The sequence below is a fragment of the Hymenobacter gelipurpurascens genome, from assembly GCF_900187375.1.
Taxonomy (GTDB): Bacteria; Bacteroidota; Bacteroidia; order Cytophagales; family Hymenobacteraceae; genus Hymenobacter; species Hymenobacter gelipurpurascens.
The window spans coordinates 145,629-172,117 of sequence record NZ_FYEW01000002.1; the positions used below are offsets into that span (position 1 = coordinate 145,629).

Annotated in this window: 19 protein-coding genes; 16 read left to right on the top strand and 3 right to left on the bottom strand. The window is 57.5% G+C overall.

Annotated features, from left to right (window positions below; all coding sequences use genetic code 11):
• Nucleotides 1–17: 17 nt before the first annotated feature.
• Nucleotides 18–677, top strand: coding sequence for a 3-oxoacid CoA-transferase subunit B (locus CFT68_RS12435; RefSeq protein ID WP_088843884.1), 660 nt, complete (start codon nucleotides 18–20; stop codon nucleotides 675–677).
• Between the two features lie 118 nt (nucleotides 678–795).
• Here the strand turns inward: CFT68_RS12435 and CFT68_RS12440 are convergent, their stop codons facing one another.
• On the bottom strand, nucleotides 796–1,278 hold the full coding sequence (locus CFT68_RS12440) for a hypothetical protein (protein ID WP_141106542.1): 483 nt from the start codon (nucleotides 1,276–1,278) through the stop codon (nucleotides 796–798).
• A 279-nt stretch (nucleotides 1,279–1,557) separates the two neighbouring features.
• On the opposite strand from CFT68_RS12440, the gene CFT68_RS12445 reads away from it, so the two are divergent.
• The 4 genes from CFT68_RS12445 to CFT68_RS12460 all read left to right on the top strand — a co-directional run bounded on the left by CFT68_RS12445 (nucleotide 1,558) and on the right by CFT68_RS12460 (nucleotide 7,178).
• Nucleotides 1,558–3,180 (top strand): bifunctional GNAT family N-acetyltransferase/carbon-nitrogen hydrolase family protein, encoded by a 1,623-nt coding sequence (locus tag CFT68_RS12445; protein WP_245815439.1) that lies wholly within the window; start codon nucleotides 1,558–1,560, stop codon nucleotides 3,178–3,180.
• 161 nt (nucleotides 3,181–3,341) lie between these two features.
• Nucleotides 3,342–4,046, top strand: a complete 705-nt coding sequence (locus tag CFT68_RS12450) for an energy transducer TonB (protein ID WP_088843887.1) — start codon at nucleotides 3,342–3,344, stop codon at nucleotides 4,044–4,046.
• Between the two features lie 174 nt (nucleotides 4,047–4,220).
• Entirely contained in the window at nucleotides 4,221–4,931 is a 711-nt protein-coding gene (locus tag CFT68_RS12455; protein ID WP_088843888.1) for an SDR family oxidoreductase, read from the top strand.
• Nucleotides 4,932–5,186: 255 nt separating this feature from the next.
• Nucleotides 5,187–7,178 carry a DUF4394 domain-containing protein gene (locus CFT68_RS12460; protein WP_088843889.1) on the top strand — a complete coding sequence of 664 codons (1,992 nt, stop codon included), beginning with the start codon at nucleotides 5,187–5,189 and terminating at the stop codon, nucleotides 7,176–7,178.
• Between the two features lie 67 nt (nucleotides 7,179–7,245).
• On the opposite strand, the gene CFT68_RS12465 is transcribed toward CFT68_RS12460, so the two are convergent.
• On the bottom strand, nucleotides 7,246–7,977 hold the full coding sequence (locus CFT68_RS12465) for an RDD family protein (protein ID WP_088843890.1): 732 nt from the start codon (nucleotides 7,975–7,977) through the stop codon (nucleotides 7,246–7,248).
• 108 nt (nucleotides 7,978–8,085) lie between these two features.
• Between CFT68_RS12465 and CFT68_RS12470 the strand changes: the two genes are divergently transcribed.
• From CFT68_RS12470 to CFT68_RS12495, 6 genes are all read left to right on the top strand, one after another.
• Nucleotides 8,086–9,054: a stage II sporulation protein M gene (locus tag CFT68_RS12470; RefSeq protein ID WP_088843891.1), complete on the top strand. Its 969-nt coding sequence runs from the start codon at nucleotides 8,086–8,088 to the stop codon at nucleotides 9,052–9,054.
• A 42-nt stretch (nucleotides 9,055–9,096) separates the two neighbouring features.
• Nucleotides 9,097–10,158, top strand: a complete 1,062-nt coding sequence (locus CFT68_RS12475; protein ID WP_088843892.1) for a hypothetical protein — start codon at nucleotides 9,097–9,099, stop codon at nucleotides 10,156–10,158.
• 54 nt (nucleotides 10,159–10,212) lie between these two features.
• Complete coding sequence (locus CFT68_RS12480) at nucleotides 10,213–11,085, top strand: DUF4129 domain-containing protein (protein ID WP_088843893.1); 873 nt, start codon at nucleotides 10,213–10,215, stop codon at nucleotides 11,083–11,085.
• A 4-nt stretch (nucleotides 11,086–11,089) separates the two neighbouring features.
• On the top strand, nucleotides 11,090–12,382 hold the full coding sequence (locus CFT68_RS12485; RefSeq protein ID WP_088843894.1) for a DUF4350 domain-containing protein: 1,293 nt from the start codon (nucleotides 11,090–11,092) through the stop codon (nucleotides 12,380–12,382).
• 165 nt (nucleotides 12,383–12,547) lie between these two features.
• Nucleotides 12,548–13,645 (top strand): AAA family ATPase, encoded by a 1,098-nt coding sequence (locus CFT68_RS12490; protein ID WP_088843895.1) that lies wholly within the window; start codon nucleotides 12,548–12,550, stop codon nucleotides 13,643–13,645.
• 35 nt (nucleotides 13,646–13,680) lie between these two features.
• Entirely contained in the window at nucleotides 13,681–15,039 is a 1,359-nt protein-coding gene (locus CFT68_RS12495) for a DUF58 domain-containing protein (protein WP_088843896.1), read from the top strand.
• 119 nt (nucleotides 15,040–15,158) lie between these two features.
• Here the strand turns inward: CFT68_RS12495 and CFT68_RS12500 are convergent, their stop codons facing one another.
• The gene (locus tag CFT68_RS12500) at nucleotides 15,159–16,964 is read right to left on the bottom strand and encodes a hypothetical protein (RefSeq protein WP_088843897.1); all 1,806 of its coding nucleotides are present in this window, start codon (nucleotides 16,962–16,964) and stop codon (nucleotides 15,159–15,161) included.
• A 120-nt stretch (nucleotides 16,965–17,084) separates the two neighbouring features.
• Between CFT68_RS12500 and CFT68_RS12505 the strand changes: the two genes are divergently transcribed.
• The 5 genes from CFT68_RS12505 to CFT68_RS12525 all read left to right on the top strand — a co-directional run bounded on the left by CFT68_RS12505 (nucleotide 17,085) and on the right by CFT68_RS12525 (nucleotide 26,472).
• Entirely contained in the window at nucleotides 17,085–19,202 is a 2,118-nt protein-coding gene (locus CFT68_RS12505; protein ID WP_088843898.1) for a beta-N-acetylhexosaminidase, read from the top strand.
• A gap of 20 nt (nucleotides 19,203–19,222) precedes the next feature.
• Nucleotides 19,223–20,089, top strand: coding sequence for a hypothetical protein (locus CFT68_RS12510; protein ID WP_088843899.1), 867 nt, complete (start codon nucleotides 19,223–19,225; stop codon nucleotides 20,087–20,089).
• A 642-nt stretch (nucleotides 20,090–20,731) separates the two neighbouring features.
• Nucleotides 20,732–21,820, top strand: coding sequence for an efflux RND transporter periplasmic adaptor subunit (locus CFT68_RS12515; RefSeq protein WP_088843900.1), 1,089 nt, complete (start codon nucleotides 20,732–20,734; stop codon nucleotides 21,818–21,820).
• A gap of 37 nt (nucleotides 21,821–21,857) precedes the next feature.
• Entirely contained in the window at nucleotides 21,858–25,046 is a 3,189-nt protein-coding gene (locus CFT68_RS12520; RefSeq protein WP_088843901.1) for an efflux RND transporter permease subunit, read from the top strand.
• Nucleotides 25,039–26,472, top strand: coding sequence for a TolC family protein (locus CFT68_RS12525; protein ID WP_088843902.1), 1,434 nt, complete (start codon nucleotides 25,039–25,041; stop codon nucleotides 26,470–26,472). The genes CFT68_RS12520 and CFT68_RS12525 overlap by 8 nt, the downstream gene beginning before the upstream one ends.
• Nucleotides 26,473–26,489: the final 17 nt, after the last annotated feature.

Genomic DNA, 26,489 nt, shown 5'->3' on the forward strand with positions numbered 1-26,489 from the left:
TCCTAATCCCACCCATCATGTTAGATAAGCACGGCATTGCCAAGCGCATTGCGCAAGAAGTAGAAAACAATTCCTACGTCAACCTGGGCATCGGCATCCCGACGCTGGTGGCCAACTATATCCCCAAGGGTATCAACGTAGAGCTGCAGTCGGAAAACGGGCTTCTGGGCATGGGCCCCTTCCCTACCGATGCCGAAGTTGACCCCGACCTCATCAATGCCGGCAAGCAAACCGTGACGACGCTGCCCGGCTCCAGCATTTTCTCCTCCGCCGATTCCTTCGGCATGATTCGCGGGGAGCACGTGGACCTAACCATTCTGGGCGCCATGGAGGTTTCCGAGACGGGCGACATTGCCAACTGGAAGATTCCGGGCAAAATGGTGAAAGGCATGGGCGGCGCTATGGATTTGGTGGCCTCGGCCAAAAACATCATCGTGGCCATGCAGCACGTGGCCAAAGATGGCTCCAGCAAGCTGCTGCCTGCCTGCACACTGCCCATTACTGGCCTACGCTGCGTGAAGAAAATCGTGACGGAGCTGGCCGTGCTGGACGTAACGCCCGATGGCTTCGTGCTGCGCGAGCGGGCCCCCGGCGTAACCGTAGAGCAAATCCAGGCCGCCACCGCCGGCAAGCTGGTAATCCCCGAAGCCGGCGTACCGGAAATGCAGGGCGTATAGAGTGGCCTAGGCCACTTATGTGGTTTAACCGGATACAAAACAGCACGTCATCCTTCGACTGCGCTCAGGATGACGTGCTTTCTTTTGGTCGTTTTCCCTTCCGATCAGTGGCCTAGGCCTATTTCCGGGTGCGGTTGTAGGCCTGGGTCATGATGCGCTGGGCCGCATCGACGGTGAAGTGGGCGAAGTAGCGACGTAGGTGCTCCAGGGCCTCAATGGCGGTGAGGCCGCCGTCGTGCACGGCTTCGGCCAGGTAATCGGCCAGCGTGTCGGGGTAGGCGGTGAGGGCCGGAAACTCAGCGTGTTCCTTGTAGCGGCTCAGGATTTCGATGCGGAGCCAAATGGGTGCGCCGGGCACTTGCTCCAGCAGGCGTTTCATCAGCAGCTGCACCTCATCCATGAACAAGATGCGCGCTAGGCCTGGTGGCGGCGGTACGGCCTGACCGGGCTGCGCCACCAGCAAAACCGCCGCCGGACTATCGGCCTGCCAACGCCCGACTGGCCTAGGCGCGCACAGCCATGCCGTGGGCGGATAGGCATCTGGAGCTTGCAGGATGGCCGCCAACGTAAGCAGCCGGCGTTCGGGCATGGGAGCAGACATACCTACAAGGTACGACGCATCTGACAACAACCGGCCGCCTGTGACGGAAACCTGCGGGACGCGTTGCGGTCAAATCGTGGCACTAGTGAGCATTTTTGCCATCAAAGTTGTTGTAGGCCCGTATGACGAGGCAGGTCGCCCATAGGTAGGTTGGCTACCTTTGCATCATCTTCTGACTTTCTCTTTCCGCAGTATATGGCAACAAGTGCTAATGGCAAGGCTGGTGGCAGCCACGCCAAAAAACAAACGTTACCCGGCATGCCCGCCGCTCCCGAGCTGATGACGCCCACCGCAATTCCGGCTCACAAGCTGGTATTGCGCACCCTCAAGCGCGGCGACTTCAAGGCCGTGAAGGAAATTATGGACAAGGTGTACTCCAACATGGAGGGCTCTTGGGCGCAGGAAGAATACAACGCCCTGCTGAAGAAATTTCCAGAAGGCCAGATCTGTATCGAGGACAACGGCCAAGTTGTAGCCGCTGCTCTGGCTATCATTGTGGAATACAGCAAGTTCGGCGACAAGCATACCTACGCCAAAATCACGGGCAATGGTAAGTTTGATACCCATGATTCTGAAGGCGACACGCTGTATGGCGTAGACGTGTTCGTGGACCCCGAGTACCGAAGCCTGCGTCTGGGCCGCCGCTTATACGACGCCCGCAAGGAGCTCTGCGAAAACCTGAACCTGCGCGCTATGGTGGCCGGGGGCCGGATTCCGGGCTACGCAGCCTATGCCAACGAAATGACGCCGGCTAAGTACGTGGAGATGGTGCGCAACAAGGAGCTCACCGACCCTATCCTGACCTTCCAGCTTTCCAACGATTTCTATGTGCGGAAGCTTATCCGCGGGTACTTGCCCTACGACTCCGAGTCGAAGGCCTACGCTACACTGCTGGAGTGGATCAATGTGTACTACGACGAGGAAACCGACAAGCTAATCGGTAACCAGAAATCGAACGTGCGCATTGGCATTGTGCAGTGGCAGATGCGGGCTACCCAGAACCTGGAAGACTTCTTCCAGCAGATGGAGTTTTTCGTGGACACCGTATCGGGCTACAAGGCCGACTGCGTGCTGTTTCCGGAGTTCTTCAATGCGCCCATGATGGCCCTGACCAACGAGGAGTCGGCCTCGGTGGCTATCCGCTCGATGGCGGCCTTCACGGAGCCCATCAAAACCAAGATGATGGAGCTGGCCGTGAGCTACAACATCAACGTAATTGCGGGCTCCATGCCACTCTACGATGATGGCAAGCTCTACAACGTCTCGTACCTGTGCCGCCGCGATGGCACCGTGGATGAGCAATATAAGCTGCACGTAACGCCCGACGAGGCCAGCTACTGGGGCATGCGTGGCGGCGACAAGCTTCGCTGCTTCGATACAGACTTCGGTAAAATCGGCATCCTGATTTGCTACGACGTGGAGTTCCCGGAGCTCTCCCGTATGCTGTCGGATGAGGGCATGAAAATCTTGTTCGTACCGTTCTGGACCGATACCAAGAACTCCTACCAGCGGGTGCGCTTGTGCGCTCAGGCTCGGGCCATCGAAAACGAGTGCTACGTGGCCATTACCGGCTCAGTAGGCAACCTGCCGCGCGTAGAGAACATGGACATCCAGTACTCGCAGAGCGCCGTGTTCAGCCCCTCCGACTTCGCTTTCCCCCACGATGCTATTGTGGCCGAAGCCACGCCAAACACCGAGATGACGCTGATTGCCGACCTGGACCTGGACCTGCTCAAGGACCTCAACACCAGCGGTGCCGTCCGGAACCTGCGCGACCGGCGCAAGGATCTGTACTCCGTGAGCTGGGTGAAGAAGACTGAGCGTGACGACGAACTGCTGGCTCAGGGCGAGGAGCGCGCCGTTAAAGCACCCGCCCGCCGCAAAAGTGTAACGGCCAGCTAGGCCAGTCAAACAATCATTCCTATTATATAGAAGTAGCGCCCTCCATACTGGTTATGGAGGGCGCTTTCTTTTAGCAGCCTAGTGGTTGGAGCATCAAAGGGGTGATTATCTATCTTTGAAGGCTATTCTACACCTAATACTTCTTCACTACTCTTCATTTGATGAAATCGTTTTATATCGTTCTGCTGGCAGTACTACTGTTCTCCCTGCCTACTCAGGCGCAAAAAAACCCCTCGAAGCCAGTTAAATTCAAGAAAGGTCAAGCGGAGCAGGGGCTTACATCGGCTGATGGCCGCAGAATAGGCAAATGGAATTTCTACGGTCTCCATGACGAACTGGAAATGATATTCGATTATGACTCGAGCCGCATAACGTATGTGCAGCCCGATACTTCTCGCTATCTGGTACGCATAGGCGACCAATGGGAACTGAAGCATATGACCCGCACCCCAAAGATTCTAGGCAGCAACAAGCAGAGGACTATGGATATAGCTACTAAACTCCGTTACCCGGCAAATGCCTTACGGCAAGGGCAACAAGGGAGTGTAGTACTGGCTTATACCGTTGATACAGATGGCCATACCAAGGATTACCTGTTTGAAAAAAGTGCTGGCTCCGAGTTAGATCAGGAAGTATGGCGGGTAGTAAAAGAGTTGCCCGACAATTGGGTTCCCGCTGTCTATCAGGGCCAGCTAGCTCCTACCAAATTTTATATAGTTGTGCATTTTAAGATTGTAACGGCGGCCGATGCTATGAACAAGGAGCAACAACCTGTTGTATCGCCTTTGTTAGCGCCCAAAGGCAATCATTACGTAAATGAAATTGTGACTACCGGGCGAATTGGAGTCGTCACTCAGATACGCTAGCCTACCTACAAAACTCGCATTGACTTACTTTAGAATGCCACTTATACAACCGGCCCGCCGACATTGGCGGGCCGAACTTGTTTTAACAGATGTAGTGGCCTAGGAAGGAGCGTAGTAGTTTTTGATGTAAACTGCGGCCCCCTAACGCCATCTTTCATTCTTTTATCTCCCCTTATGAGACGCGTACTAATTACCGGGGCCAACCGGGGCCTGGGCCTCGAACTTACCCGCCAATATCTGGAGCGCGGCGACACTGTGTTTGCCGCCTGTCGCCACCCCGATGCCGCTACGGAGCTGAAGGCGTTGGGCACCACCCGCCTGCACCTCATTCAGCTCGATATTACCAGTGAGGACTCCATTGCGCAGGCCCAGAAAGCCGTGCGCCGCCATACGGCTGCACTGGATATTCTTATCAATAACGCCGGCATCTTCCCCGGTGCCGGCCCCGAAGACCCCGCCAAGCAGCACCTGGGCGGACTTTCGGCTGATAATGCCCTGACGGTTTTTAAAGTAAATGCCATTGGGCCTATTCTGGTGGCGCAGGCATTTCTGGACTTACTGAAGGCCGGCAACAAGCCGCGCATCATCAGCTTATCGTCGGGCCAAGGTTCTCTTACCTGGAAAGCTTCCGGCGAGCCGTACCACTATTCGGCCAGCAAAGCCGCCTTGAACATGTACATGCGCGCCCTGGCCGCTGAGGTAGGCACCTACGGCCTGATTTCCGTACTCGTCGATCCGGGCTGGATCCGGACGGGCATGGGTGGCTCCAACGCCGCACTTCCTGCTGCTGACTCGGCGAAAGGCATCCTTCGTCTTACTGACCAATTGCATACGGAGGAAAATGGCAGCTTCGTGACGTGGCAGGGCCAGCCAGTGCCCTGGTAGGCCAGTACGTACAACATTTGGTGCACCCACAGAGGGCCGCTTTCCATGGAAAGCGGCCCTCTGTGCTTATATCCCAAGCTCCAGCATAACTAGAAGGTCAGCAATTTCTTCCCAAACTCTAATATTCACGCTTTCACTGCATTAAAAGCACATTAAAACAAATCCATGCTTTAATATTCTACCGTATGGACGTTAGCCGCCTTGGTTTTTTTAGGGGGCATTCTACTCCATCTCACCACCATCTTACTATTTCGTATGCGCTCGACTATTACTTCCTGGCTTCCTTCCTTGCGCGGCAGTCTGCTGGGGCTGGCAGCCCTAGGCCTATCGGCCGGAGCCGCCCAGGCTCAAACCGTTTATGGCCTCTCCATTACCAGCACTCCGGCTGTGGTGAGCCTCGTAACATTCAGTGCAGCGACTCCGGGCACTTTCACGGCTACGGTTCCTATCACGGGCTTCACGGCTGGCCAGGCCATTGTGGGCATTGATGTACGGCCGAACACCGGTGAGCTGTTTGCGCTGGGCTATAACCCCACCGGCACCCAGGCGCAGCTCTATACCATCGACCGAACTACCGGCATTGTGACGCCAATTGGCGCGGCCCTGACCCTAAACCTGGGTACTACCACTTCCCGCATTGGGTTTGATTTCAACCCCACCGTCGACCGCATTCGGGTGGTCAGCGGTATCGGCACCGATTTCCGCCTAAACCCCAACAACGGCGCGTTGGCCGCTACCGATGGTGCCCTGGCCTACGCGGCCGCCGATGCCAATGCGGGCCAGACGCCCGGCGTGGGCTCTGCGGCGTACACGAACAGCTATATCGGTTCCACCGCTACCAGACTGTATGATCTGGATGAAGCCAACAGTCGCCTCGTTACGCAAGACCCGCCGAACGCTGGCACGCTAAACACGGTGGGGCCCCTGGGCGTGGCCACCAACGGCGCCAGCCAGGCCTCCGATCTGGATATCTACTTCAACCCCGCCACCAGCGCCAATGTGGCCTACATGACCACGGCCATCTCGACAAATGCCACGGCGGCTACCTCTACGCTATATACTGTAAACCTGACTACAGGCGCGGCTACCTCAGTCGGGGCGCTAGGCACGGGCCCGCTGGTAGCCATTACGGATATCACGTTTGCTATTGACCGGCCGGCCACATTGCCGGCCCTCACGGGCCAACTGGCCTACGGGCTGGCGGGCGGCAACCTCATCAGCTTTGACACCTCTACGCCTGGTGCCATCCGCACATCGGTAGCCATTACGGGGGTAGATGCTACCCAAACGCTGGTAGGCCTCGATGTACGCCCCCTGAACAATGCGCTGTATGTGTTGGGCTACAATGGCACCGCACAAACCGGCCAGCTGTACGGCATCAACCCCACTACCGGGGCGGCCGTGGCCGTTGGCGGCGTGCTGGCGCTGGAGCTGGGCACCGGAGATGTCAGCTTCGATTTCAACCCCACCGTTGACCGCATCCGGGTGGTGGGTGCCAACCGCAACAACTACCGCATCAACCCCATTACGGGCACGGTAGCGTTTACAGATGGGCAAGTGGCCTACACCACCGGTACCAACACACCTACCATTGGGGCAGTGGCCTACACCAACAGCTTTATGGGGGCCAATGCCACCTCCGGCACCACGCTCTACAACTACGACCAGGTTCTGAACGTGCTCAACACCCAAAGCACAGCCAACCCGCCCGCCGATGGCCAGCTGACGACGGTAGGCCCCTCGGGCATCACGGTAAATACCACCGCCCCCAACGTGGATATGGACATTTTCAGCACGGGTGCCGGCATAAACATGGCCTACCTGGTAGCCAATACCGGCACCTCCCTGAACAGTGCCTTCTATACCCTGAACCTTACCACCGGTGCCGCTACATTGGTCGGCACCATTGGCAATGGCCTTACCGTTCGTGATGTGGCTATAGCAGGCCCGGCGGGCGTAGTGGCCGGCACCCGGCAGCGCAATGAGCTGGCTACGGGCCTCACCCTATTTCCTAACCCGGTTTCCAGCGACGCTACCCTGGCCTTTACGCTGCCCCGATCCGGTCAGGTTTCCCTAACCGTGACGGACGCGCTGGGCCGTACGGTAGAGCAGCGCCAGACAGGCCCACTAGGTGCTGGTGCCCAAACGCTGCGCTGGTCCTCGGCCTCGCAGAAAGCCGGCATGTACTTCCTGAGTCTGCAGCTGGATGGCCAGCCCGCCGGCACCCAACGAGTGCTGGTACGCTAGGCCAGTCGTAAACACAAAAAAGCCGGTTCGCATGGTGCGGACCGGCTTTTTTGTGTTTACGACTGGCCTAGCGGTTGGCCTCTTCCTGCAGCAGGGCGGCGTGGTCGCGCAGAATAGTGCGCAGGAAGGGCTCGTCGTGCAGGCTGGTTTCGATGCCGGTCAGGCCTTTCACTTTCTTGGCGACATCATTCAGCAGCACGTAGTTGTGGCGGCTAACGGCTTGCTGATATAGGCGTCGGATCAGGGCCATGTCGTGGTCGGCAAGCATTGCGGCTTGCGGGAACACTACTTGGTAGCCCGGCGGCACCATCGTCAGCTCAAACTCCTCGGCTGTTTGCGCGCGGCTGCGCAGGCTTACCACCGTAGTGCCGGCCGCCAGGTCGCCGAGGCGCTGACCGCGACCATTGATGAGCACCGTCAGGAGGGCCACCGTCCCGAAGGTCACCTGGTTTTCAAACAACCCAATCAGCCAGCGCAGCAGGTAGTCGCCCAGGCCAGGGCGGGTGCCATCGAGCCGCGTGACTTTGATGCGCCGAAAGTGTTTGCCCAGGCTCTGCCCATTAAAGAAGATTTCGCAGACCAGATGGTACACCAGCAAGGGTATTGCAATGAAGATATAGCCCAGTATGCGTTGCTCATCACCGGAGTTGGTTAGCTGCTCTATCAGAAAGGATAGCACAATGGCCCAAAGTCCCATTACCAGCCAGTCAATAAGCCGGGCTACTATTCGGTCGCCCACACTGGCTACATCATACTCCACCACCACGTTTTGGGCAGTTTGAATGCGAATGGTACTCATAAACGAAGAAAAGAAGTTGGCTGGGCGGCTGGCCGCCCAAAACCTGTATATTTGAACAGTGCCATTGTGAGCACTAGTATTCTTAGCTATTTATTGGCGGCATATACTATGCGCGAAGCCGTATTTCTCCGCCAGAATCAGGAGCGCTGGCACCTCTACGAAACGCAGCCGCCCGCCGGCCCCGATGAGCTGGCCCAGCGCTTTATCGAGCTGACCGATGACCTGTCGTATGCCCGGACTTTCTATCCGAGCTCTACCACTACAGTCTATCTCAATGACCTGGCAGGCAAGCTACACCAAGCCCTGTACAAAAACAAAACCGAGGATGCCGGCCGTTTTGGGCGCTTCTGGCGCCTGGAGCTGCCCCTGCTGGTAGTGCGCCACCATCGCATATTGCTGGGTACCCTGCTGTTTTTCCTGCTGTGCTCGGGTATTGGTGCTCTCTCGGCTGCCCTCGACGATACGTTTGTGCGCGTGGTCCTCGGCGACCGGTACGTAAACCAGACCTTGGCCAACATTCAGAAGGGCGACCCGATGGCCGTGTATAAGGGCTCTGATGAAACGCTGATGTTCCTGCAAATCACGCTCAATAATGTGCGGGTGGCGCTTTTGGCGTTTGCCGGTGGCATTACCGGTGGCCTACTGACCTCCTACATGCTGTTTCACAACGGCGTGATGCTGGGGTCATTTCAGTATTTCTTCCACGAAAAAGGCGTGCTGCTCCCTTCAGTGCTTACCATCTGGATTCATGGCACGCTGGAAATTTCGGCCATTATTCTGGCAGGCGGTGCGGGCCTCGTGATGGCGCGCAGTCTGCTGTTCCCGGGCACCTACTCCCGTCGCGATGCCCTGCAGCAAGGTGCCCGCGACGGCATGAAGCTGGTACTGGGCTTGGTTCCTGTTTTCATAGTGGCCGGCTTTCTGGAAGGCTTCGTGACGCGGCACACCGAGATGCCGCTGTGGGCTAGCCTCACTATTATTGGCACCTCGGCCACCTTTATTCTGGGCTACTTCGTGGCCTATCCGTGGTGGTTACACCGGCGCGGGGCCCGCTTGCCGTCCTCGGCCGCTTTCTAACGACTTCTCTTCTTCTTTACCCCTTCTATTTCTCCTTGTAGTATGCGTTACCTGCCATTCACCCATGCTTCCCACTTCCTGCGGGAGCGAGATTTCGGGCAGAAAATTGAGGCCTCTTTTGATTTCGTAAAGGCGCACTTTAAGCCGCTGGGCAAGGCCTTGCTCTACATTGTGCTGCCAGTAGCTCTCATCACAGGTATTTTATCGGCGATGATGATGTTGCAATGGGTTGGTTTGATGCAGGGAATGCAGCGTACCGAACAAACCATTTCGGGCAAAGCGACAACTATTTCAACGGTTAGCTCCATATACTCGAACATGTTCCTGAGTCCGGCTTACCTGGGTACGGTGCTGGGCGGCCTCATACTCATCACGGTACTTATTTTAACCGTGTACGGCTATCTCACCCTTCGCCTGGAAACCGAACCCGATCAGGAAGTCAGCGTGTCGGACGTATGGCGGCTGGTACGGCAGCGCTTCTTTGGCACCCTACTGGCACTTCTAGGCCTAGGTATTCTGCTGGTGGTCGGCTTCGTAGTGGTATCCATGGTGGTAGGCTTCCTGAGCGCCATGCTCATAGCGGGCAGCGGCGGAAACACCTTAATGGTTGGCTTTAGTGTCATGCTCGTGTCCACTCTGCTCTTCGGCAGCATCACCTACATCTCGGTTACGCTGAGCTTGTTCCTGATAATCTGGGTGCGAGAGCGGTTAGGCTTTTTCGCCAGTATCGGGCGCAGCTTCCGCCTGATTTGGGGAAAATGGTGGTCGACTTTCGGGCTGATGATGGTGATGACGATTATATGCGGCGTTATCCTGATTGCCGTTATGTTGCTCACCTCACTTATTGGCTCGCCCTTCGCCTTAATTAGCGGCGGCAACCTGGAAGGAGTCGCTCGTATTGGGTTTGTGGTGGCTACGCTCATTCAATCTCTGGTAAGCCTGGCTGTTTATCCCTTGCTGTTTATGGCGCTGGCATTTCAGTACTTCAACCTGGTAGAGCGTAAAGACGGTGAAAGCCTGCATCTGCTGGTAGACGCCATTGGGCAGCCGGCCCCGGAAACCGTCCCCCAAGCCCTTCGCCCCGACGACGAAGGCGAATACTAGCGGCCTAGGCCAGTAGGGCTCCGTCTTTCGCTTCCTGCTTTTCTACCTTTCTGCGTGCTTACCTCGTTCTCCTTCCTGCGCTGGCAACCAAACCTCCGGTACTGGCCTAGGCCACTTGCTGTAGCCCTGGGCCTAGTGCTGCTGGCCAGTGCTACCCAGGCGGCGCCCCACGCGGCAGCGCAAGCGCCCTTACCGGCGCCCAAGTCCCCTATTATCCCCTCCGAGACGACGCAGGATTCAGCCTCAGCCAAGGCATCTACGAAGGTTATTTCGCTGCCCCCCGATCGGCAGGCGCCTGTGGCGTTGAGGCGGCCAGCGGAGGCGCGCCTGCGGGCATTGCGCAGCCAACAGGCGTTTCAGTATGTGAAGCCGGAGGAAAAGCCGGAACAGCAAAGCGTATGGTCGTTGTTTTGGTGGCGCCTGACGCAGTGGCTGGGCAAACTGCTTTCGGGGCCAGGGTATGAGAGCCGGAGCCGGTTTGTGGTATATGCGCTGTTTGGCGCGGCTTTCCTTTATGTGCTGGTGCGCGTGCTGCGCCTTGATCTGACGGGAGCCTTTGGCCGCCGCAACCGCGCCGTGCCGCTACCCTACGATACGGCGTTGGAGGATATCCATGCAGTAGATTTTGGGGCGGCGCTGGCCGAGGCCGAAGCCGCCGGCAACTTCCGTTTGGCAGTGCGCCTAGGCTACCTCCAGATCCTGCGTCACCTCGCCGAGCAGCAGCTTATTGCTTGGCAGCCCGAAAAAACCAACCACGATTATCTGCGCGAGCTAGGCGGCACCCGCTGGGCCCCCGACTTTGCTACGCTCACGAGGCAATTTGAGTACGTATGGTACGGCGAGCTGCCTCTGGCATCCGAGGCTTATCCGGCCCTGCGCGAAAACCGCCAGCATTTTCTTCAACAACTCACACGTGTAGCCGCCTAGGCCTATGACCCGCTTTCGTGCTTTTCTGCTGGGGTTGGTGGCGTTGTTTACGGCCTTTGTACTGGTAGAATACTTCCGCCCTACCCCTACCAACTGGCGCCAGACCTACATCAACCACGACAAGATACCATACGGCACTTATGTGCTCTACGACGCGCTGGCAAGCCTTTTTCCGGGCCAGACCGTCAGCATGGTGCGCCAGCCCATTGCCAACCAGCTCCTACCTACCCTGGATACCGATATTAACCCCGACTCGGCGCTGAGTGCCCGAGGGTTGCCTCCTTTGCTGCGTCAGCAGGCTTCTTACGTGTTTATCAACCAGGAATTCTCCTGCTCCCGCCTCGATCGGGATGCCTTGCTGCGCTATGTAGCCCAGGGTAATACGGCCTTTATTGCTGCTGAGCAGTTTGATAACTTCCTACAGGACACCCTACACTTCGACACCGCTCCCGACCTCACACTGGATAGCCTGATGTCGCGCCAGGCGCTGCGCTACCGCAACAATCAAGGCCCTGCCTCCCAAACGGCAACCCTGAAGCTGCTGACGCCTTTGCGTAGTAGCGCCACTCAGCAGTTTCGGTTCTCTACTGATGATGTACGCTGGCATTTTGTGGCCTACACGGGTTGCCCCGCCACCGTATTAGCCACTGATGCTCGAAAGCAGCCGGTATTGCTGCGGGTGGCCTACGGCAAAGGAAATCTGTTGCTGAGCTCTACGCCCGCCGTTTTCAGCAATATCGTCTTGCTCCAGCCTTCCACTGCCACGTATGCCTTTGCGGCTATGTCGTTGCTGCCCGCTAATCGCGCCGTTTTCTGGGATGAGTACCAGAAACAGGGCGCGTTGGGTGAGCAGTCGTTGCTACGGGTACTGAAGCAGAACATAGCTCTGCGTTGGGCGCTGTACACTAGTCTGGCAGGTCTTGCACTGTTTGCTTTCTTTGAGGCGCGCCGCCGTCAGCGCATCATTCCCATCCTGAAACCACTCCCCAATACTACGTTGCTGTTTACGCGCACAGTGGCCTCGCTCTACCGGCAGGGCAGCAACCACGCCCCCATCGCGGAAAAGAAAATCGGCTTGTTTCGGGAGCAGCTGCGCTACCGTTTGCAGGAGCCAGAGCTAGACCTGAACGACGATGCCACGCGGGAGCGGCTGGCGCAGAAAGCAGGTATTCCACGCCCGCAAGTAGATGAGCTGATAAAACTGATTCATCGGATTGAAACCGCACCGCAGGTAACCGCTCACGACTTACTACGCCTCAGCAGGGCGTTAAGCAACTTTAAAAAAGCCGCTTTCTAAAATTGCACTATTATTCAAATTTAAACTTAACCACTATTGTACTTTACCCATATCATCTATTTAATGCAATAAAGCTATATAATCAGTAAGTATATGCCTGTTCATATTTTAAATATTCCATACTACACGAACCACTTCCTCTCCCGATTCTGCCCCGACTAACATATGGAAAATCAATCGTTTTCTTCTAGCCCAGATTCTACTCAGCTCAACGGCCTTACTCCTGAGGAAGTACAATCAACTGCTTCCCCTACCCCCACCGGTCCCGTTGCGTCTGCTTCTACATCAGCCCCCGAGCCGCTGGCGCCACGTACTGATTTCAGCCAGTTGACTGCCCGGGCGGAGGCGGTTCGCCGCGAGCTGGCCAAGGTCATTGTAGGCCAGCAGGACCTAGCCGAGTTACTGCTCACGGCATTACTGGCCGATGGCCACGTACTGTTGGAAGGTGTGCCGGGTGTAGCCAAAACACTTACCGCCAAGCTGCTTTCCCGGACTCTGGCGGTACCCTTCAGCCGCCTGCAGTTCACCCCCGACCTGATGCCATCGGATGTGCTGGGCACGTCTATTTTCCGGCCGCAGCGTGGGGAATTTGAGTTTCGGCCCGGTCCTATTTTCGCCAGCGTCGTCCTGATCGATGAAATCAACCGCGCCCCGGCCAAAACGCAGTCGGCGCTGTTTGAGGTGATGGAGGAGCGCCACGTAACCCAGGATGGTACCACCTACCCCATGCCAGAGCCGTTTTTGGTGCTGGCAACCCAAAACCCCATCGAGCAGGAAGGCACCTACCGCCTGCCCGAAGCCCAGCTCGACCGGTTTCTGTTTAAGCTGAACGTGGGGTACCCTAGCCCAGAGGAAGAAGTATCCATTCTGCAGGGCCACCACAGTGGCTTCGGCGGCATGACGGCCGATGCGGTGCAGCCGGTTCTTACCGCCGCCCAACTGGCCGAAATGCGCCAGCAGGTGCGCCAGCAGCACGTAGAGCCCAAGCTTCTGGAATATATTGCCCGCCTCGTAGGCCAGACCCGTGCCCACAAAGGCCTGTATCTGGGCGCATCGCCGCGGGCCTCTATTGCGCTGCTCAACGGCGCCAAAGCCCTGGCCGCCCTCCGCGGCCGCGACTTCGTGACGCCTGAAGACATCCAATACCTCGCGCCGGCCGTGCTGCGCCACCGCATCCAGCTCACCCCCGAGCGCGAAATGGAAGGCGGCACTCCCGATGATATTGTGAAGCAGATTATCCAGCAGATTGAGGTGCCGCGCTAGCTAGTGGTCATCCCTCGCTATTTCAATTATTCTTCTTGAAAAGCTTTTTCCTGACTTTACGCTTTTTCCTGGTGCTAGGCCTGTTGGTAGCGGGCTTCGTGGTGGCGTTTCTGGTGCCGGGGCTGCTGGTGCCGCTGCAGGTGCTGTTGGCGGCGCTGGTACTGCTCACGCTCATTGATGTGATGCTGCTGTACGTGCCGGGCCGGAGCCAGGGTAAACAGCCGGTTTTCGGGCGGCGTGTGCTCGGCGATAAGCTGGCCAATGGCTCCGACAACGACATTGCCCTCTACCTGGAGAATCACTACCGCTTTCCCATCATCACTGAAACCATTGATGAGATTCCGCATCAGTTTCAGCGGCGCGATGTGCTGTTTCGGGTGGAAATTGCGAGCGGCGAAACACACGTAATACGATATCAGCTGCGGCCTACCAAGCGGGGCGAGTACCACTTTGGGGCCCTGAATGTGCTGGTGGCTTCGCCGCTAGGCCTGGTACGGCGGCGCTTCCGGTTTGAGCAGGACCAGACGGTGCCCGTGTACCCGTCGTTTCTGCAGATGCGACAATTCGAGCTGCTGGCCATCCATAACCGCCTCACCGATGTGGGTGTGAAGCGCATTCGGCGTGTAGGCCAGAGCATGGAGTTTGAGCAGCTGCGCCCCTACGTGCCCGGCGACGACTCGCGCAGCATCAACTGGAAGGCTACGGCCAGGCGCGCCACCACACCCGAAGCCGCGGACACCTTGGTAGTCAATCACTTTCAGGATGAGCGTGCCCAGCAGGTATACTGCCTGATTGATAAAGGCCGGGTGATGCGTATGCCTTTCGATGGCCTGAGCCTGTTGGATTATGCCATCAATGCGACCCTGGTAGTCAGCAACATCGCCCTCATCAAGCACGACAAAGCTGGTCTACTCACTTTCGCCGAGAAAACCGGCCAGATAGTAGCCGCTGACCGGCGCAGCGGCCACTTAGGCAAGCTGCTGGAAGTGCTCTACAAGCAACGCACGAAATACCTCGAAACCGACTTTCAGGCCCTTTATACGCAAGTCCGGACGCATATCCGCCAGCGCAGCCTGCTGATTCTGTTCACCAATTTCGAGACGTTAAGCGCCATGCACCGCCAGCTGCCCTACCTGCGACGCCTGGCTAAATCGCACTTGCTATTGGTAGTGTTTTTTGAGAATACGGAGCTTCGGGAGTACCTGGAAACACCGGCGGCTTCTACTGAGGACGTGTACAACCAAACCATTGCTGAGAAATTCGCACAGGAGAAGCGGCAGATTGTGCTGGAGCTGAACCGCTACGGCATTCACGCCCTGCTTACGCCACCTCAGCAACTCACGGCCAACACCATCAACAAGTACCTGGAGTTTAAAGCCCGCGGGCTTATTTAGGAGTACACGTGTTCCGCTGATAATGCAAGTCTCCTGCTAGGCCAGTCGTATGGTTCTCTGCGGCAGAAAGGCTTCTTTACGCTCCAGGATTAAGTAAAATACAAGGGCGCAAGGCCAGTTTAGTCACCATCGAAAGCTTCCAGCTTGGCATTATCAAACACCAGGTAGGCCGAGGTGCCGCGGTAGACGAACAGTATTGCTACGTTATCGAAAGCTTCCTCGGGCGGACGCATATAAAAGTGCAGCTCACGCGACCAGTTGGGCTCCAATGCGCGCTGAAAATGCACTGTGCGCTCTTTTACCATTTTTTTACCCAGCCGGAAACGCACCACATACTGGCTCATGTGGCCTACACTCCACTCTGGCTGGCTGGTGCGGGCCAGGGCGCTAGCCCGCACCCACTCAAACTGCCCTGGGCGCGCGGGAATCACATATTCCTGACTGATAGGATGCTGCGCATTTAGCACCAAGGAGCAGTTACCCTCCAACGCTGGGGCGCCGCAGGCCTCAGGACTGCCGGGCTGCTCGAAGTCCTGTTGCCAGAGCACACGTTGGTTGCGCGGCGTACCCGAGAAATAGGAGTTAGTATCCAGCAGCAGCCGGGCTTCGAGGGGCACATCATAGCGGCCCAGAATCCGCAGCCAGTAGGTGCGCGTCATCTCTCCTACAATCAGCAAACCGCCGCGGTGGGCCTGGTGCGTCAGCCACAGATTGTAGTAGCAGCCCAGTACAGCCAGCACCCCGTAGGCCACTGCCAGGCGTTTTTGGGCCAGAAGCCAGCGGAGGGCGGCCGCCATCGGCCAGGCCTGCACGGCATAACTCTGCACCATGGCCCGCTGGCCTAGGGAGCCGCCGTACGTCCAGACATCCCAGGCGAACGTCACGTAAATAAAGAGCACCAGAAAGATCAGCATGGCCCAAAAGGCCTCGGGTTGCTGCCGGCGCAAAAAGACAAAGCCCACCAGGGCCGTAAACAGCAACGGCGAGTACAGCAGCCACCCGCTTTTGAAGCTGAAAATGCCTTCCCACAAGTGCGGGCGCAGCCAGCTAAATCCCTGGTCTTGGTAGCTGTAAACTACCCAGTCGCCGCTTACATAGTGCCAGTACAAAGGCTGAATGCTGATAAGCGCGGCCGCCGCCAGCACGGCCGCCGTTAGGTGGCCTAGGTGCTGCTGCCAGAAGCCCAACCGCTCGCGCAAGGAAGCCCAGGCCGGACGCAGCCCCCACAGTATCGGTATGAGGGCGGCCAGTATTTCGGTGGGGCGCGTGAGCACCATCAAGCCCAGTACGGCCCCGATAGCCACGGCCCGGCCCAATCTAGGACGACGGTAGAAAGCGGGCGTTAGCAGCAGCAGGACCGCGTACCACAAAAACAGCCAGCTGTGCGTCATGGCGCCGCCCAGGGAGCTATAGTCCAGGTAGTTGGAACCGAGCACGAGTATCAGCAACGTGAGTACCGTAGGCCACTCTCCAAACCGGGGCAGCAACGCCCGCCGCACCAGCCACAAACTCAGCACTGCTACCGCCAGGCTGGCTAGTAGAATAGCCATCTGATAGGGCGCCGAAAAGCCATCGGCGGGGTAGCCAGCGGGGCCAGCTATGGCGTGGGCGGCAAGAAAGAAAGGCAGGTACTGTAGGGCCATTCCGGCTGGGTACTTCATCACGAAGTTGCCGCTTTCGGGGTGCCGGAATGCTTGGTAAAAATCGGGAGTGGGCGCGTACTTGCGCATCATCTCCTCCCGAAAGCGCAGCTCCTTTACATCATGATGAATAAAAATTGCGGGCAGATATAGGTAGTAGCCCGATACATCCCAGCCTAAAACGCTGTTAGTAGCTTTCTCCTTCCAGCGAGGTATGTACCAGATGGATACTAGTGCAATAAAGAGTGAGCAAAACAGCCAGGCCAGGCGGGAGGGCGACTTCATGCAGGGGAACCAGAGAGAAGTAGGAATAGGCCTACGGGGCTGCAAAATGAGAAAAAAAGCCACGCATTCCTGGTCCGGCCCAATGCTTGTGTACTTTCGGGCAACTACCTGCCCTTGCTTATGCCTTCTTTCCTGCGCCTGCGTCCGGTTTTTCTGTTTCTGACCCTTCTTTGTTCTGCTTCTCTGCAAGCCCAGCCCACCGATACGCGCGCTTTACTGCCCGTACCCGTGCAGGTGGCTTGGGGCAAGGGCAGCTACTTAGTGAAGCAGAGCTTTACCTGGCAGGTAGCCACGCCCGCTCCTGGCCCACCTTCGGGCGCCGCCGATTCGGCTGTGACGGAAGCCGTAGGCCACTTCCTGCTGCCGGCGCTATCGGCTACGCCGCTTTCGGAAGAACAGATTCGCAAAGCCCGGCTCAGCTCCCAGGTGCCTTCCGCAAACCTGACCATTCAGTATGGCCGTGCTGGCCGCTTACTGGCCTACGGCGATGATGAATCGTACTCCTTGCGTGTGACGCCTATGGGAGTGGCCCTGAATGCACCCACTCACTTGGGCGTGCTGCGCGGGCTGGCTACGCTGAGGCAGCTGGTGATGAAGGAAAAGAAGTCTATTTCGCTGCCTGAGGTGGATATCACCGACTCGCCACGCTTTGCCTGGCGCGGGCTGCTGATGGATGCGGCCCGTCACTTTATGCCCGTGGCCACCGTCAAGCGCAACCTAGATGGCATGTGGGCCACCAAGCTTAACGTACTGCACTGGCATTTATCAGACGACCAGGGCTTCCGGGTGGAAAGCTTTGCTCTGCCGCGCCTGCACCAGATGGGTAGCCAGGGACAGTTCTATACCCAGGCTCAGGTGCGCGAAATACTGGCCTACGCCGCCCGCCGCGGCATTCGGGTGGTTCCCGAGTTCGATATGCCCGGCCACACCACCGCCTGGCTGCCCGGCTACCCCGAGCTGGCCTCCAACGACTCTACCTATGGCGTGTCGCCGCGCTGGGGCGTGCTCAACATCGCCATCGACCCAACCAAGGAAACCACCTATCAACTGCTGGATAAGCTGCTGGCTGAAATGACGGCTTTGTTTCCCGACCCGTATTTCCACATCGGGGGCGACGAAAACGACGGCCGCCAGTGGAAGCGCAACCCGCGCATTGTGCAGTTCATGCGCGACAACAAGATGGTGACCGACAAGGGTCAGCCCGATAAGCATGCCCTGCAGATGTACTTCAACCGCCGCATTTTGCAGCTGGTGACGCGCTACAACAAGAAAATGGTGGGTTGGGACGAGATTCTCGGCCCCGGCCTGCCGACCGATGCCGTCATTCAGAGCTGGCGAGGACGCAAGGGGCTGTACGAGGCGGCCAAAGCAGGGCACCCCACCATCCTCTCCAACGGGTACTACATCGACCTGAACTATAGTGCTGCTACCCACTACGCCGTTGATCCGCTGCCCCAGGATGCGCCCCTCACGCCGGAACAAAAGAAGCTGGTGCTGGGCGGCGAGGCTACTATGTGGGCTGAATTTGCCGATTCCGTTATCGTCGATTCCCGGATCTGGCCCCGTGCGGCAGCCATTGCGGAGCGCCTCTGGAGCCCCGCCACCGTCACGAATGTACCGGATATGTACCGCCGACTGGCATTGTTCAGCAACGAGCTGGAGACGCTAGGCCTACAGCACCGCAAGGCGCCGGAGCAGATCCTGGCGCAGTTGGCCCAGGGTAAGTCAGTAGCGCCGCTGCGCACATTGGCCAGCGTGCTCGAACCGGTAAAAGAGTATAAGCGCCACTTCCAGGGCTTCAAATACACCACCGCAACGCCACTCAACCGATTGGTAGATGCGGCCCCTTCGGAGTCAGATGCGGCCCGCGAGTTTGGGGTGGCGCTAGATGCCCTGCTGGCGCGCCGCATGGCAAGTAAGTTTCCGAACGACGCAGAGACGCGTACTGGCCTAGCGGCTCTGCGCGCTACGCTGCTGCGCTGGCAGGCGAATGATGTGCTGGTACAACCCGTTCTCGCCGCCAACCCTACGCTCACCGAATACGCGCCTTTATCAGGGCAGCTGAAAGCCCTGGCTACTCTATCATTGGAGCGCCTGACGCTGCTGGAAAAAGGCCAGGCGCCTTCCGCTTCCGCGCAGGCGGCGGCCCTCAAACAGTTGGATGCCGCGAAGGCGCCGGCCGGCCAAACGGAGCTGGCCATCGTCCCGGCAGTGCGCAGGCTCGTAGAAGCCAAGTAACGCACCTATTCTCCCCCGCTATGAAACGCTCCTGCCTGGCCGCCTTGCTGCTACTGGCCGCCTGCCAACGCCCACAGCCTGAAGCTGCTGACCCCACTCGCACCGGCGAAAGCACCGAGCCTGCCCTTAGTGCTGCCGGGGCGGCTACGTTGCAGCGTGTGGGCCCTTTTCTACGGGGAGTATGGGTAAAATCAGCTTATCTGGAAGCTGTAGCTCGTAGCAAGTCACCTATTAAGGCTGCCGATCAGCTTACGGATGTAGTTGCCCTGTCTATTGATCCTGGAAAAGCCGCCGGTGACAGCCTTCGCGTAGAGGCCAACATCAATAACCACGAGGGCACCTCTTTTCAGGCTCTTCTGCGGGCGGGCCGCCAGACTACCTCACTTCCTACCAACTGGCCCGATTATCAGCAGCCGGCTAATTTCCATGAGCTAAGCTACCATCTCACACCCACCGATACGTTTCTGTTGCTCAACAAGTACAACCCTCAGAAGCGCCTGATACAGTCGGTGCGGTACACGCGCATTCCAGGCGTCCCGCAGACGGCTACGGCCGCTTCAGATGGCCTGCAGCGCGTGGTAAACCGGCAGCTGCTGGCCGGTACTTACACCGCTACCGATGCCAAGGGCAGTAAAAAGCAGGTGCAGTTTTCTCCTGCCGGCCAGGTAGATGGCCTGGACGGATTCCGCCAGTACTACATTGCCACCGACTTCGTGGTAACTGTGGAAAACAACCTCGATAACCTGATTTTCGACCTCGGTACGAAGCGGCAGCAGGATTTCGTGTACACCATCAGCCGAGACACGGTGCGGCTCTACCAGGCTCGCGTGCAGGACCCCGATCTACTGCGTGGTCCGCTGCAGTACACGCTCGTTCGGGTCCGTTAGCCGGCAGCAAGCGCTGGGCCCTAGGCCTATTTTCCTATTCCTTGCTGGCCTACGTAGCTTCCTGAGCCCACGGCTTGCCGCCGTGGGCTTTTTGCTGTGCTCAACACTCTGTATTCCTATCCGCTTTGCCTGGGCAACTAGGTAGCACCGGCTAGGCCTGTGTGCCCAAAAATCCGGCGGATATCCTGCCCATGAATTTGGACCAAGGCAGAACGCATGCACTGGTACCGGAGAAGCTCAGCCATTCAGAATCTTCATAATTCACGTAGCACGCACCCAGGTTAGAGAGGCGCTGAGAGCCAAAAACGCTCCGGAATGCGGCAGATGCAAGCAATGCTTTTGTGGGCAGATACTTGGTTCCTTCATAACGTCTTCATTTGGCGACGCTTGTTTTGTGCTCAATAAGTACATCACACAGGCTATGCGGCACCCGTTGTTTCCCTTGATTTTGCTCCCCCAAACTGAAGTAGGCCCCAGCACACGAGCTGGCATTCATAGGCCCGTTGCCTGAGCAAATTCAACCACGTGGTTAGCCGATTTCCTTGGCTTTAGCGCGTGAATCCGGCCGCTAGTGGCCTACAACAGGCCTAGGCCAGTGCTCCTGGTTAGCTAACTCCTCCCAGACTCATCACCATTACTCATATGAAAAGAAGGTTCCTGCTCATGTTCATGGGCATCGGTCTCCTGTACGGCGGTACAGGCTGCGCAGAAAAACACGTGGAAAAAGAAGAGGCCACCAAATTTCTGGTTACCAGCCCTCTGCAGAAAGACACGACCATCACCAAAGAGTATGTGTCGCAGATCCATGCCTACCAGCACATTGAGGTGCGGGCGCTGGAAAAGGGCTACCTGCAGAAGATTTATGTAGATGAAGGCCAGCACGTGCAGCAGGGGCAGCTGATGTTTCAGATTATGCCCATGGTGTACAAAGCCGAGCTGCAGAAATCGAAAGCCGAAGCCAACTACGTGAGCCTGGAGTACCAGAACACCAAGCAGTTGGCTGATAAGAATGTGGTATCGAAAAACGAGCTGGCGCTGGCCCAGGCCAAGCTGGATAAGGCCAACGCCGAGGTAGGCCTGGCCAAAACACACCTCGACTTCACCACCATCAAGGCGCCCTTCAGCGGCATCATGGACCATTTCCAGGCCCGGTTGGGTAGCCTCGTGGATGAGGGTGACCTGCTGACTACGCTCTCCGACAACAGCAAAATGTGGGTGTACTTCAACGTTCCCGAGGCCGAGTACCTGGCCTACAAAGCCCACGCCCGCACCAAAGACGAGACGAAAGTGAAGCTGATGATGGCCAACAACGAGGTATTTAAATACCCCGGCGTGGTACAGACTATTGAGGCCGACTTCAACAACGAAACCGGCAACATCGCCTTCCGGGCCACTTTCCCCAACCCCGACGGGCTGCTGCGCAACGGCGAAACCGGCTCGGTTCTGATGACGGTGCCGCTGAAGAACGCCGTGATTATCCCACAGAAAGCCACTTTCGAAGTACTCGAAAAGAAGTTTGTGTACGTGGTAGACGCCAAGAACAAGGTGCACCAGACCGAGGTCACCGTGGCCTCCGAAATGCCCGACCTCTACATCATTTCGGCCGGTCTCAAAGCCACCGACAAAATCATGCTCGAAGGCATCCGCAAGGTGAAGGAAGGTGACAAGATCAGCTTCACCTACGAGGAGCCGAAGACCGTGATTTCGCATCTGAAAGTGTACTCCGAATAGAATTTGGTACACCATCATCGCCACGAACAGCTAGATCATGTTCAGTAAATTCATTCGCAGACCCGTGTTTGCCATCGTTATATCGGTGGTCATCATGTTCCTGGGTATTCTGGCAATCAATACGTTGCCAACGTCTCAGTTCCCCGAGATTTCGCCGCCCATGGTAATGGTAAGCACGGCGTACCCGGGCGCCAGCGCCAAGGTTTTGACAGAATCGGTACTTATTCCGCTGGAGCAGGCCATCAATGGCGTACCCGGTATGAAGTACATGACTTCCGACGCCGTATCGGCCGGCGAAGCCAACATTCAGATCGTTTTCAACCTCGGTACCGACCCGGAGCAGGCGGTAGTAAACGTCAACACCCGCATTGCCCAGATTCTGAACCGCTTGCCGGTGCTGGTGCAGCGTGAAGGTGTGGTAGTAAACCGCGTGGTGCCCAACATGCTGATGTATGTAAACCTCTACAGCAAAGACAAGAATACCGATATGCGGTACCTCTTCAACTTTGCCGGGGTAAACATGCTGCCCGAAATTCAGCGCATCAACGGCGTGGGGCGGGCCAGCATTCTGGGCTCGCGCCAGTACGCCATGCGTATCTGGCTGAAGCCGGACCGCATGCGGGCCTACAGCCTATCCGTGGATGATGTGATGGAAGCTCTCAACGACCAGAGCGTAATTGGCTCGCCGGGTCGTATTGGCCGTTCCGACGGTAAGGAGGCCTCGGCGCTGGAATACGTGCTGACCTACAAAGGCCGCTTCAACGATGTGGAGGAGTATAAGAACGTCATCATCAAAGCCAACGCCAACGGCGAAACGCTCCGCCTCAAGGACGTGGCCAACGTGGAGCTGGGCTCGGAATTCTACGACATCTACTCCAACCTCGATGGCTACCCCTCGGCGGCCATCATGCTCAAGCAGACCTATGGCTCCAACGCGCTGGATGTAATTAAGAGCGTGAAGGAAAAGCTGGAGGAGCTGAAGAAAACTATGCCCCCCGGCATGGACTACAAAATCAGCTACGACGTGTCGAACTTCCTCGATGCCTCTACTGAAAACGTAATTCACACCTTGCGCGACGCCTTTATTCTGGTGGCCCTGGTGGTATTCCTATTCCTCGGCGACTGGCGCTCTACGCTGATTCCGATTATTGCGGTGCCGGTGTCGTTGGTGGGCGCTTTCATGGCCATGCAGGCGTTTGGGCTCACCATCAACATGATTACCCTGTTTGCGCTGGTACTGGCTATTGGTATCGTAGTCGATGACGCCATTGTGGTGGTGGAAGCCGTGCACGCCAAAATGGAGGAAAAACACCTCTCGCCTTACGGTGCAGTACGCGAGGTAATCGGCGAAATCAGCGGGGCCATTATCGCCATTACCATCCTGATGACGGCGGTATTCGTGCCGGTAGCCTTCATGAGCGGTCCGGTGGGCATTTTCTACCGTCAGTTTTCCATCACAATGGCCGCCAGCATCGTGATTTCGGGCGTTGTGGCCCTGACACTGACGCCGGTGCTGTGCGCCATGATCCTGAAGAACAACCACGGCCAACCCCGCAAGAAAACGCCCATCAACCGGTTTATCGACTGGTTTAACCGCGGCTTCGAGCGCCTAACCGGCCGCTACACCAACCTACTGGAAAAGGTAGTGGACCGCCGCGTCCTCACGTTCGCAGTACTGATTGCCTTCGGACTGGGCATCTTCGGTATCTCTACCACGCTGCCTTCGGGCTTTATTCCGGCCGAGGACCAGGGCATGATTTACGCCGTGCTACAGACGCCGCCCGGCTCCACCCTGGAGCGCACCAACGACCTCTCGCAGCGGCTGCAGAAGCTGGCCGAGAAGGTGCCCGGCATCGAAAGCATTTCCACGCTTGCTGGCTACGAGATTCTGACCGAAGGCCGGGGCTCCAACGCGGGTACCTGTATCATCAGCCTCAAGCCCTGGAATGAGCGCAAGGAATCGGTGCACGACGTTATCATGTCCCTGGAAGAAAAAGCCAAGGAGATACCCGGCGCGACCATCGAGTTCTTTGAGCCCCCAGCAGTACCGGGCTACGGCGCGGCAGGTGGCTTCCAGCTCCAGATGCTCGATAAAACCGCTACTGGCGACTACAAAGCGCTGGAAAAGGTGAACGAAGAGTTTATGGCTGCCCTGAAAAAGCGCAAGGAGCTTAGCGGCCTGTTTACTTTCTTCTCGGCCAACTATCCGCAGTACGAGCTGCAGATTGATAACCAGCTGGCTATGCAGAAGGGCGTGAGCATCGGCAATGCCATGAACACTCTCAGCATCATGGTGGGCTCTACCTACGAACTGGGCTTTATCAAGTATCAGCGCTTCTTCAAGGTGTTCGTGCAGGCCTCGCCCGAGTATCGCCGCCTGCCCAAGGACATCCTGGATATGTGGGTGAAGAACGACAAGGGAGAAATGGTGCCGTTCTCGGCCTTCATGAAAATTGTGAAGGGCCAAGGGGCCAACGAAATCAACCGCTACAACATGTACCCCACAGCCTCCATCCGCGGCGATGCGGCTCCGGGCTACAGCTCCGGTGAGGCTATTAAGGCGGTGCAGGAAGTGGCGGCCAAAACCCTCCCCCGCGGCTACGATATCGACTGGGGTGGTTTGTCGAAGGACGAAGTATCGCGCGGCAACGAGGCCATCTACATTTTCCTGATTGTACTCGGGTTTGTGTACCTGGTGCTGGCGGCGCAGTATGAGAGCTTCCTGCTACCTCTGTCCGTGATCCTATCGTTGCCGGCCGGTATTTTCGGCTCCTTCCTGCTCATCAAAACCATGGGCCTGGCCAACAATATCTACGCCCAGGTAGGCCTGGTAATGCTCGTAGGCCTATTGGGTAAGAACGCGGTACTGATTGTGGAGTTTGCGGTGCAGAAGCACGAGGAAGGCATGACGGTACGGGAAGCGGCCATTGAAGGCGCCAAAGTGCGTTTCCGCCCTATTCTGATGACGTCCTTCGCCTTCATTGCCGGTCTGATTCCGCTGGTTATTGCTACCGGCGCGGGTGCCATTGGTAACCGCACTATTGGTACGGCGGCGCTGGGCGGCATGCTGTTCGGCACTGTGTTCGGGGTGATACTTGTACCGGGCCTGTACTACATTTTTGGCACCCTGGCCGCTGGCCGCAAGCTGATTCAGGACGAGAATGAGAATCCTCTGTCGGAGTTTGAGCCGCATGTTTTAGTTGAAGAAATCCCGAGTCATGCTTAAAAGACGCATCTATCAAGGCCTGAGCGCCGCCTTGCTCACGTTGGCGGTGGCGGGCTGCAAAACGCCTGAGCTGGTGCAGAAAACCGCCAGCCGCAACGTGCCTGCCAGCTACGGCGCCACGCAGGACTCTACCAACACGGCCCAGGCGCAGTGGAAGCAGTTTTTCACCGACCCCAACCTCACGGCCCTCATTGATACGGCCCTACAGCGCAATCAGGAGCTGAATATCTCGCTGCAGGAAATTCAGATTTCCCGCAACGAAGTACAGATTCGGAAAGGGGAATACCTGCCGTTCGTAGGCCTGGGCGCCAAGGCGGAAACCGAACGACCCAGCCGCAACACGCTGCAGGGCGCCACGGAAGAAGCCATCAGCATCAAGCCGGAACACCGCAACCCCGACCCGCTGCCGAACTACCAGGTGGGCGCTTTTGCCAGCTGGGAAGTGGATATCTGGCATAAACTGCGCAACTCCCGCAAGTCGGCGGCACTGCGCTACCTGGCCACTGTGGAGGGCCGCAATTTCACCATCACAAACCTGATTTCTGAAATTGCCACCTCCTATTATGAGTTGTTGGCTCTCGATAATCAGCTGGCCATTGTGAAGCAGAACATTGAGCTGCAGAGCAATGCGCTGGAATTGGTTCGGCTCCAGAAGGAATCGGCCCGGACTACGGAGTTGGCGGTGCAGCGTTTTGAGGCCCAGGTGCACAACACCCGGAGCCTGCAGTACACTATTCAGCAGCGCATTATTGAAACGGAAAACCGCATCAACTTCCTGGTAGGTCGGTATCCGCAGCCCATTGTCCGCAACGACGCCTCCTTCAACGACTTGCTACCAACAGCCGTTCAGACGGGCGTGCCGGCGCAGTTGCTGCAAAACCGCCCCGATATTCGGCAGGCAGAGCAGAGCTTGGCCGCCACGAAACTGGATGTGCAGATAGCCCGCGCCAACTTCTACCCGTCGGTGCGCATTACCGGATCCGCAGGTTTCGCGGCGTTCAAGTCGGGCCTTTTGTTCTCGTCGCCTGAGTCGATGCTGTTCTCGTTGGCCGGCGATCTGGTAGCGCCGTTGGTTAACCGAAACGGCATAAAAGCAGTGTACGGCAACGCCAATGCGGTCCAGATTCAGGCCGCGTACCAATATGAGCGCACCATACTGAACGCATACGTGGAGGTGGCCAACCAGCTAGCCAGCATCAACAACCTGGCAAAGAGCTACGATGAAAAGGCCAAAGCCGTGCAGGCCCTGAATCAATCGGCTACCATCTCCAACAGCCTGTTCCGCTCCGCCCGCGCCGACTACACGGAAGTTCTGTTTACCCAGCGGGACGCTTTGGAGTCAAAATTCGACCTGATCGAAACCCGCATGCAGCAGCTCAATGCCACGGTAAACGTGTATCGGGCCCTGGGCGGCGGCTGGAAATAATTCAGCTGTCAAGCTGA

What these genes read in the sequence shown, in the direction of transcription:
- CFT68_RS12435 (WP_088843884.1), top strand. Translation starts at nt 18, where the DNA reads ATGTTAGATAAGCACGGCATTGCCAAGCGCATTGCGCAAGAAGTAGAA.
- CFT68_RS12440 (WP_141106542.1), bottom strand. Translation starts at nt 1,278, where the DNA reads ATGTCTGCTCCCATGCCCGAACGCCGGCTGCTTACGTTGGCGGCCATC.
- CFT68_RS12445 (WP_245815439.1), top strand. Translation starts at nt 1,558, where the DNA reads ATGACGCCCACCGCAATTCCGGCTCACAAGCTGGTATTGCGCACCCTC.
- CFT68_RS12450 (WP_088843887.1), top strand. Translation starts at nt 3,342, where the DNA reads ATGAAATCGTTTTATATCGTTCTGCTGGCAGTACTACTGTTCTCCCTG.
- CFT68_RS12455 (WP_088843888.1), top strand. Translation starts at nt 4,221, where the DNA reads ATGAGACGCGTACTAATTACCGGGGCCAACCGGGGCCTGGGCCTCGAA.
- CFT68_RS12460 (WP_088843889.1), top strand. Translation starts at nt 5,187, where the DNA reads ATGCGCTCGACTATTACTTCCTGGCTTCCTTCCTTGCGCGGCAGTCTG.
- CFT68_RS12465 (WP_088843890.1), bottom strand. Translation starts at nt 7,977, where the DNA reads ATGAGTACCATTCGCATTCAAACTGCCCAAAACGTGGTGGTGGAGTAT.
- CFT68_RS12470 (WP_088843891.1), top strand. Translation starts at nt 8,086, where the DNA reads ATGCGCGAAGCCGTATTTCTCCGCCAGAATCAGGAGCGCTGGCACCTC.
- CFT68_RS12475 (WP_088843892.1), top strand. Translation starts at nt 9,097, where the DNA reads ATGCGTTACCTGCCATTCACCCATGCTTCCCACTTCCTGCGGGAGCGA.
- CFT68_RS12485 (WP_088843894.1), top strand. Translation starts at nt 11,090, where the DNA reads ATGACCCGCTTTCGTGCTTTTCTGCTGGGGTTGGTGGCGTTGTTTACG.
- CFT68_RS12490 (WP_088843895.1), top strand. Translation starts at nt 12,548, where the DNA reads ATGGAAAATCAATCGTTTTCTTCTAGCCCAGATTCTACTCAGCTCAAC.
- CFT68_RS12500 (WP_088843897.1), bottom strand. Translation starts at nt 16,964, where the DNA reads ATGAAGTCGCCCTCCCGCCTGGCCTGGCTGTTTTGCTCACTCTTTATT.
- CFT68_RS12505 (WP_088843898.1), top strand. Translation starts at nt 17,085, where the DNA reads ATGCCTTCTTTCCTGCGCCTGCGTCCGGTTTTTCTGTTTCTGACCCTT.
- CFT68_RS12510 (WP_088843899.1), top strand. Translation starts at nt 19,223, where the DNA reads ATGAAACGCTCCTGCCTGGCCGCCTTGCTGCTACTGGCCGCCTGCCAA.
- CFT68_RS12515 (WP_088843900.1), top strand. Translation starts at nt 20,732, where the DNA reads ATGAAAAGAAGGTTCCTGCTCATGTTCATGGGCATCGGTCTCCTGTAC.
- CFT68_RS12520 (WP_088843901.1), top strand. Translation starts at nt 21,858, where the DNA reads ATGTTCAGTAAATTCATTCGCAGACCCGTGTTTGCCATCGTTATATCG.
- CFT68_RS12525 (WP_088843902.1), top strand. Translation starts at nt 25,039, where the DNA reads ATGCTTAAAAGACGCATCTATCAAGGCCTGAGCGCCGCCTTGCTCACG.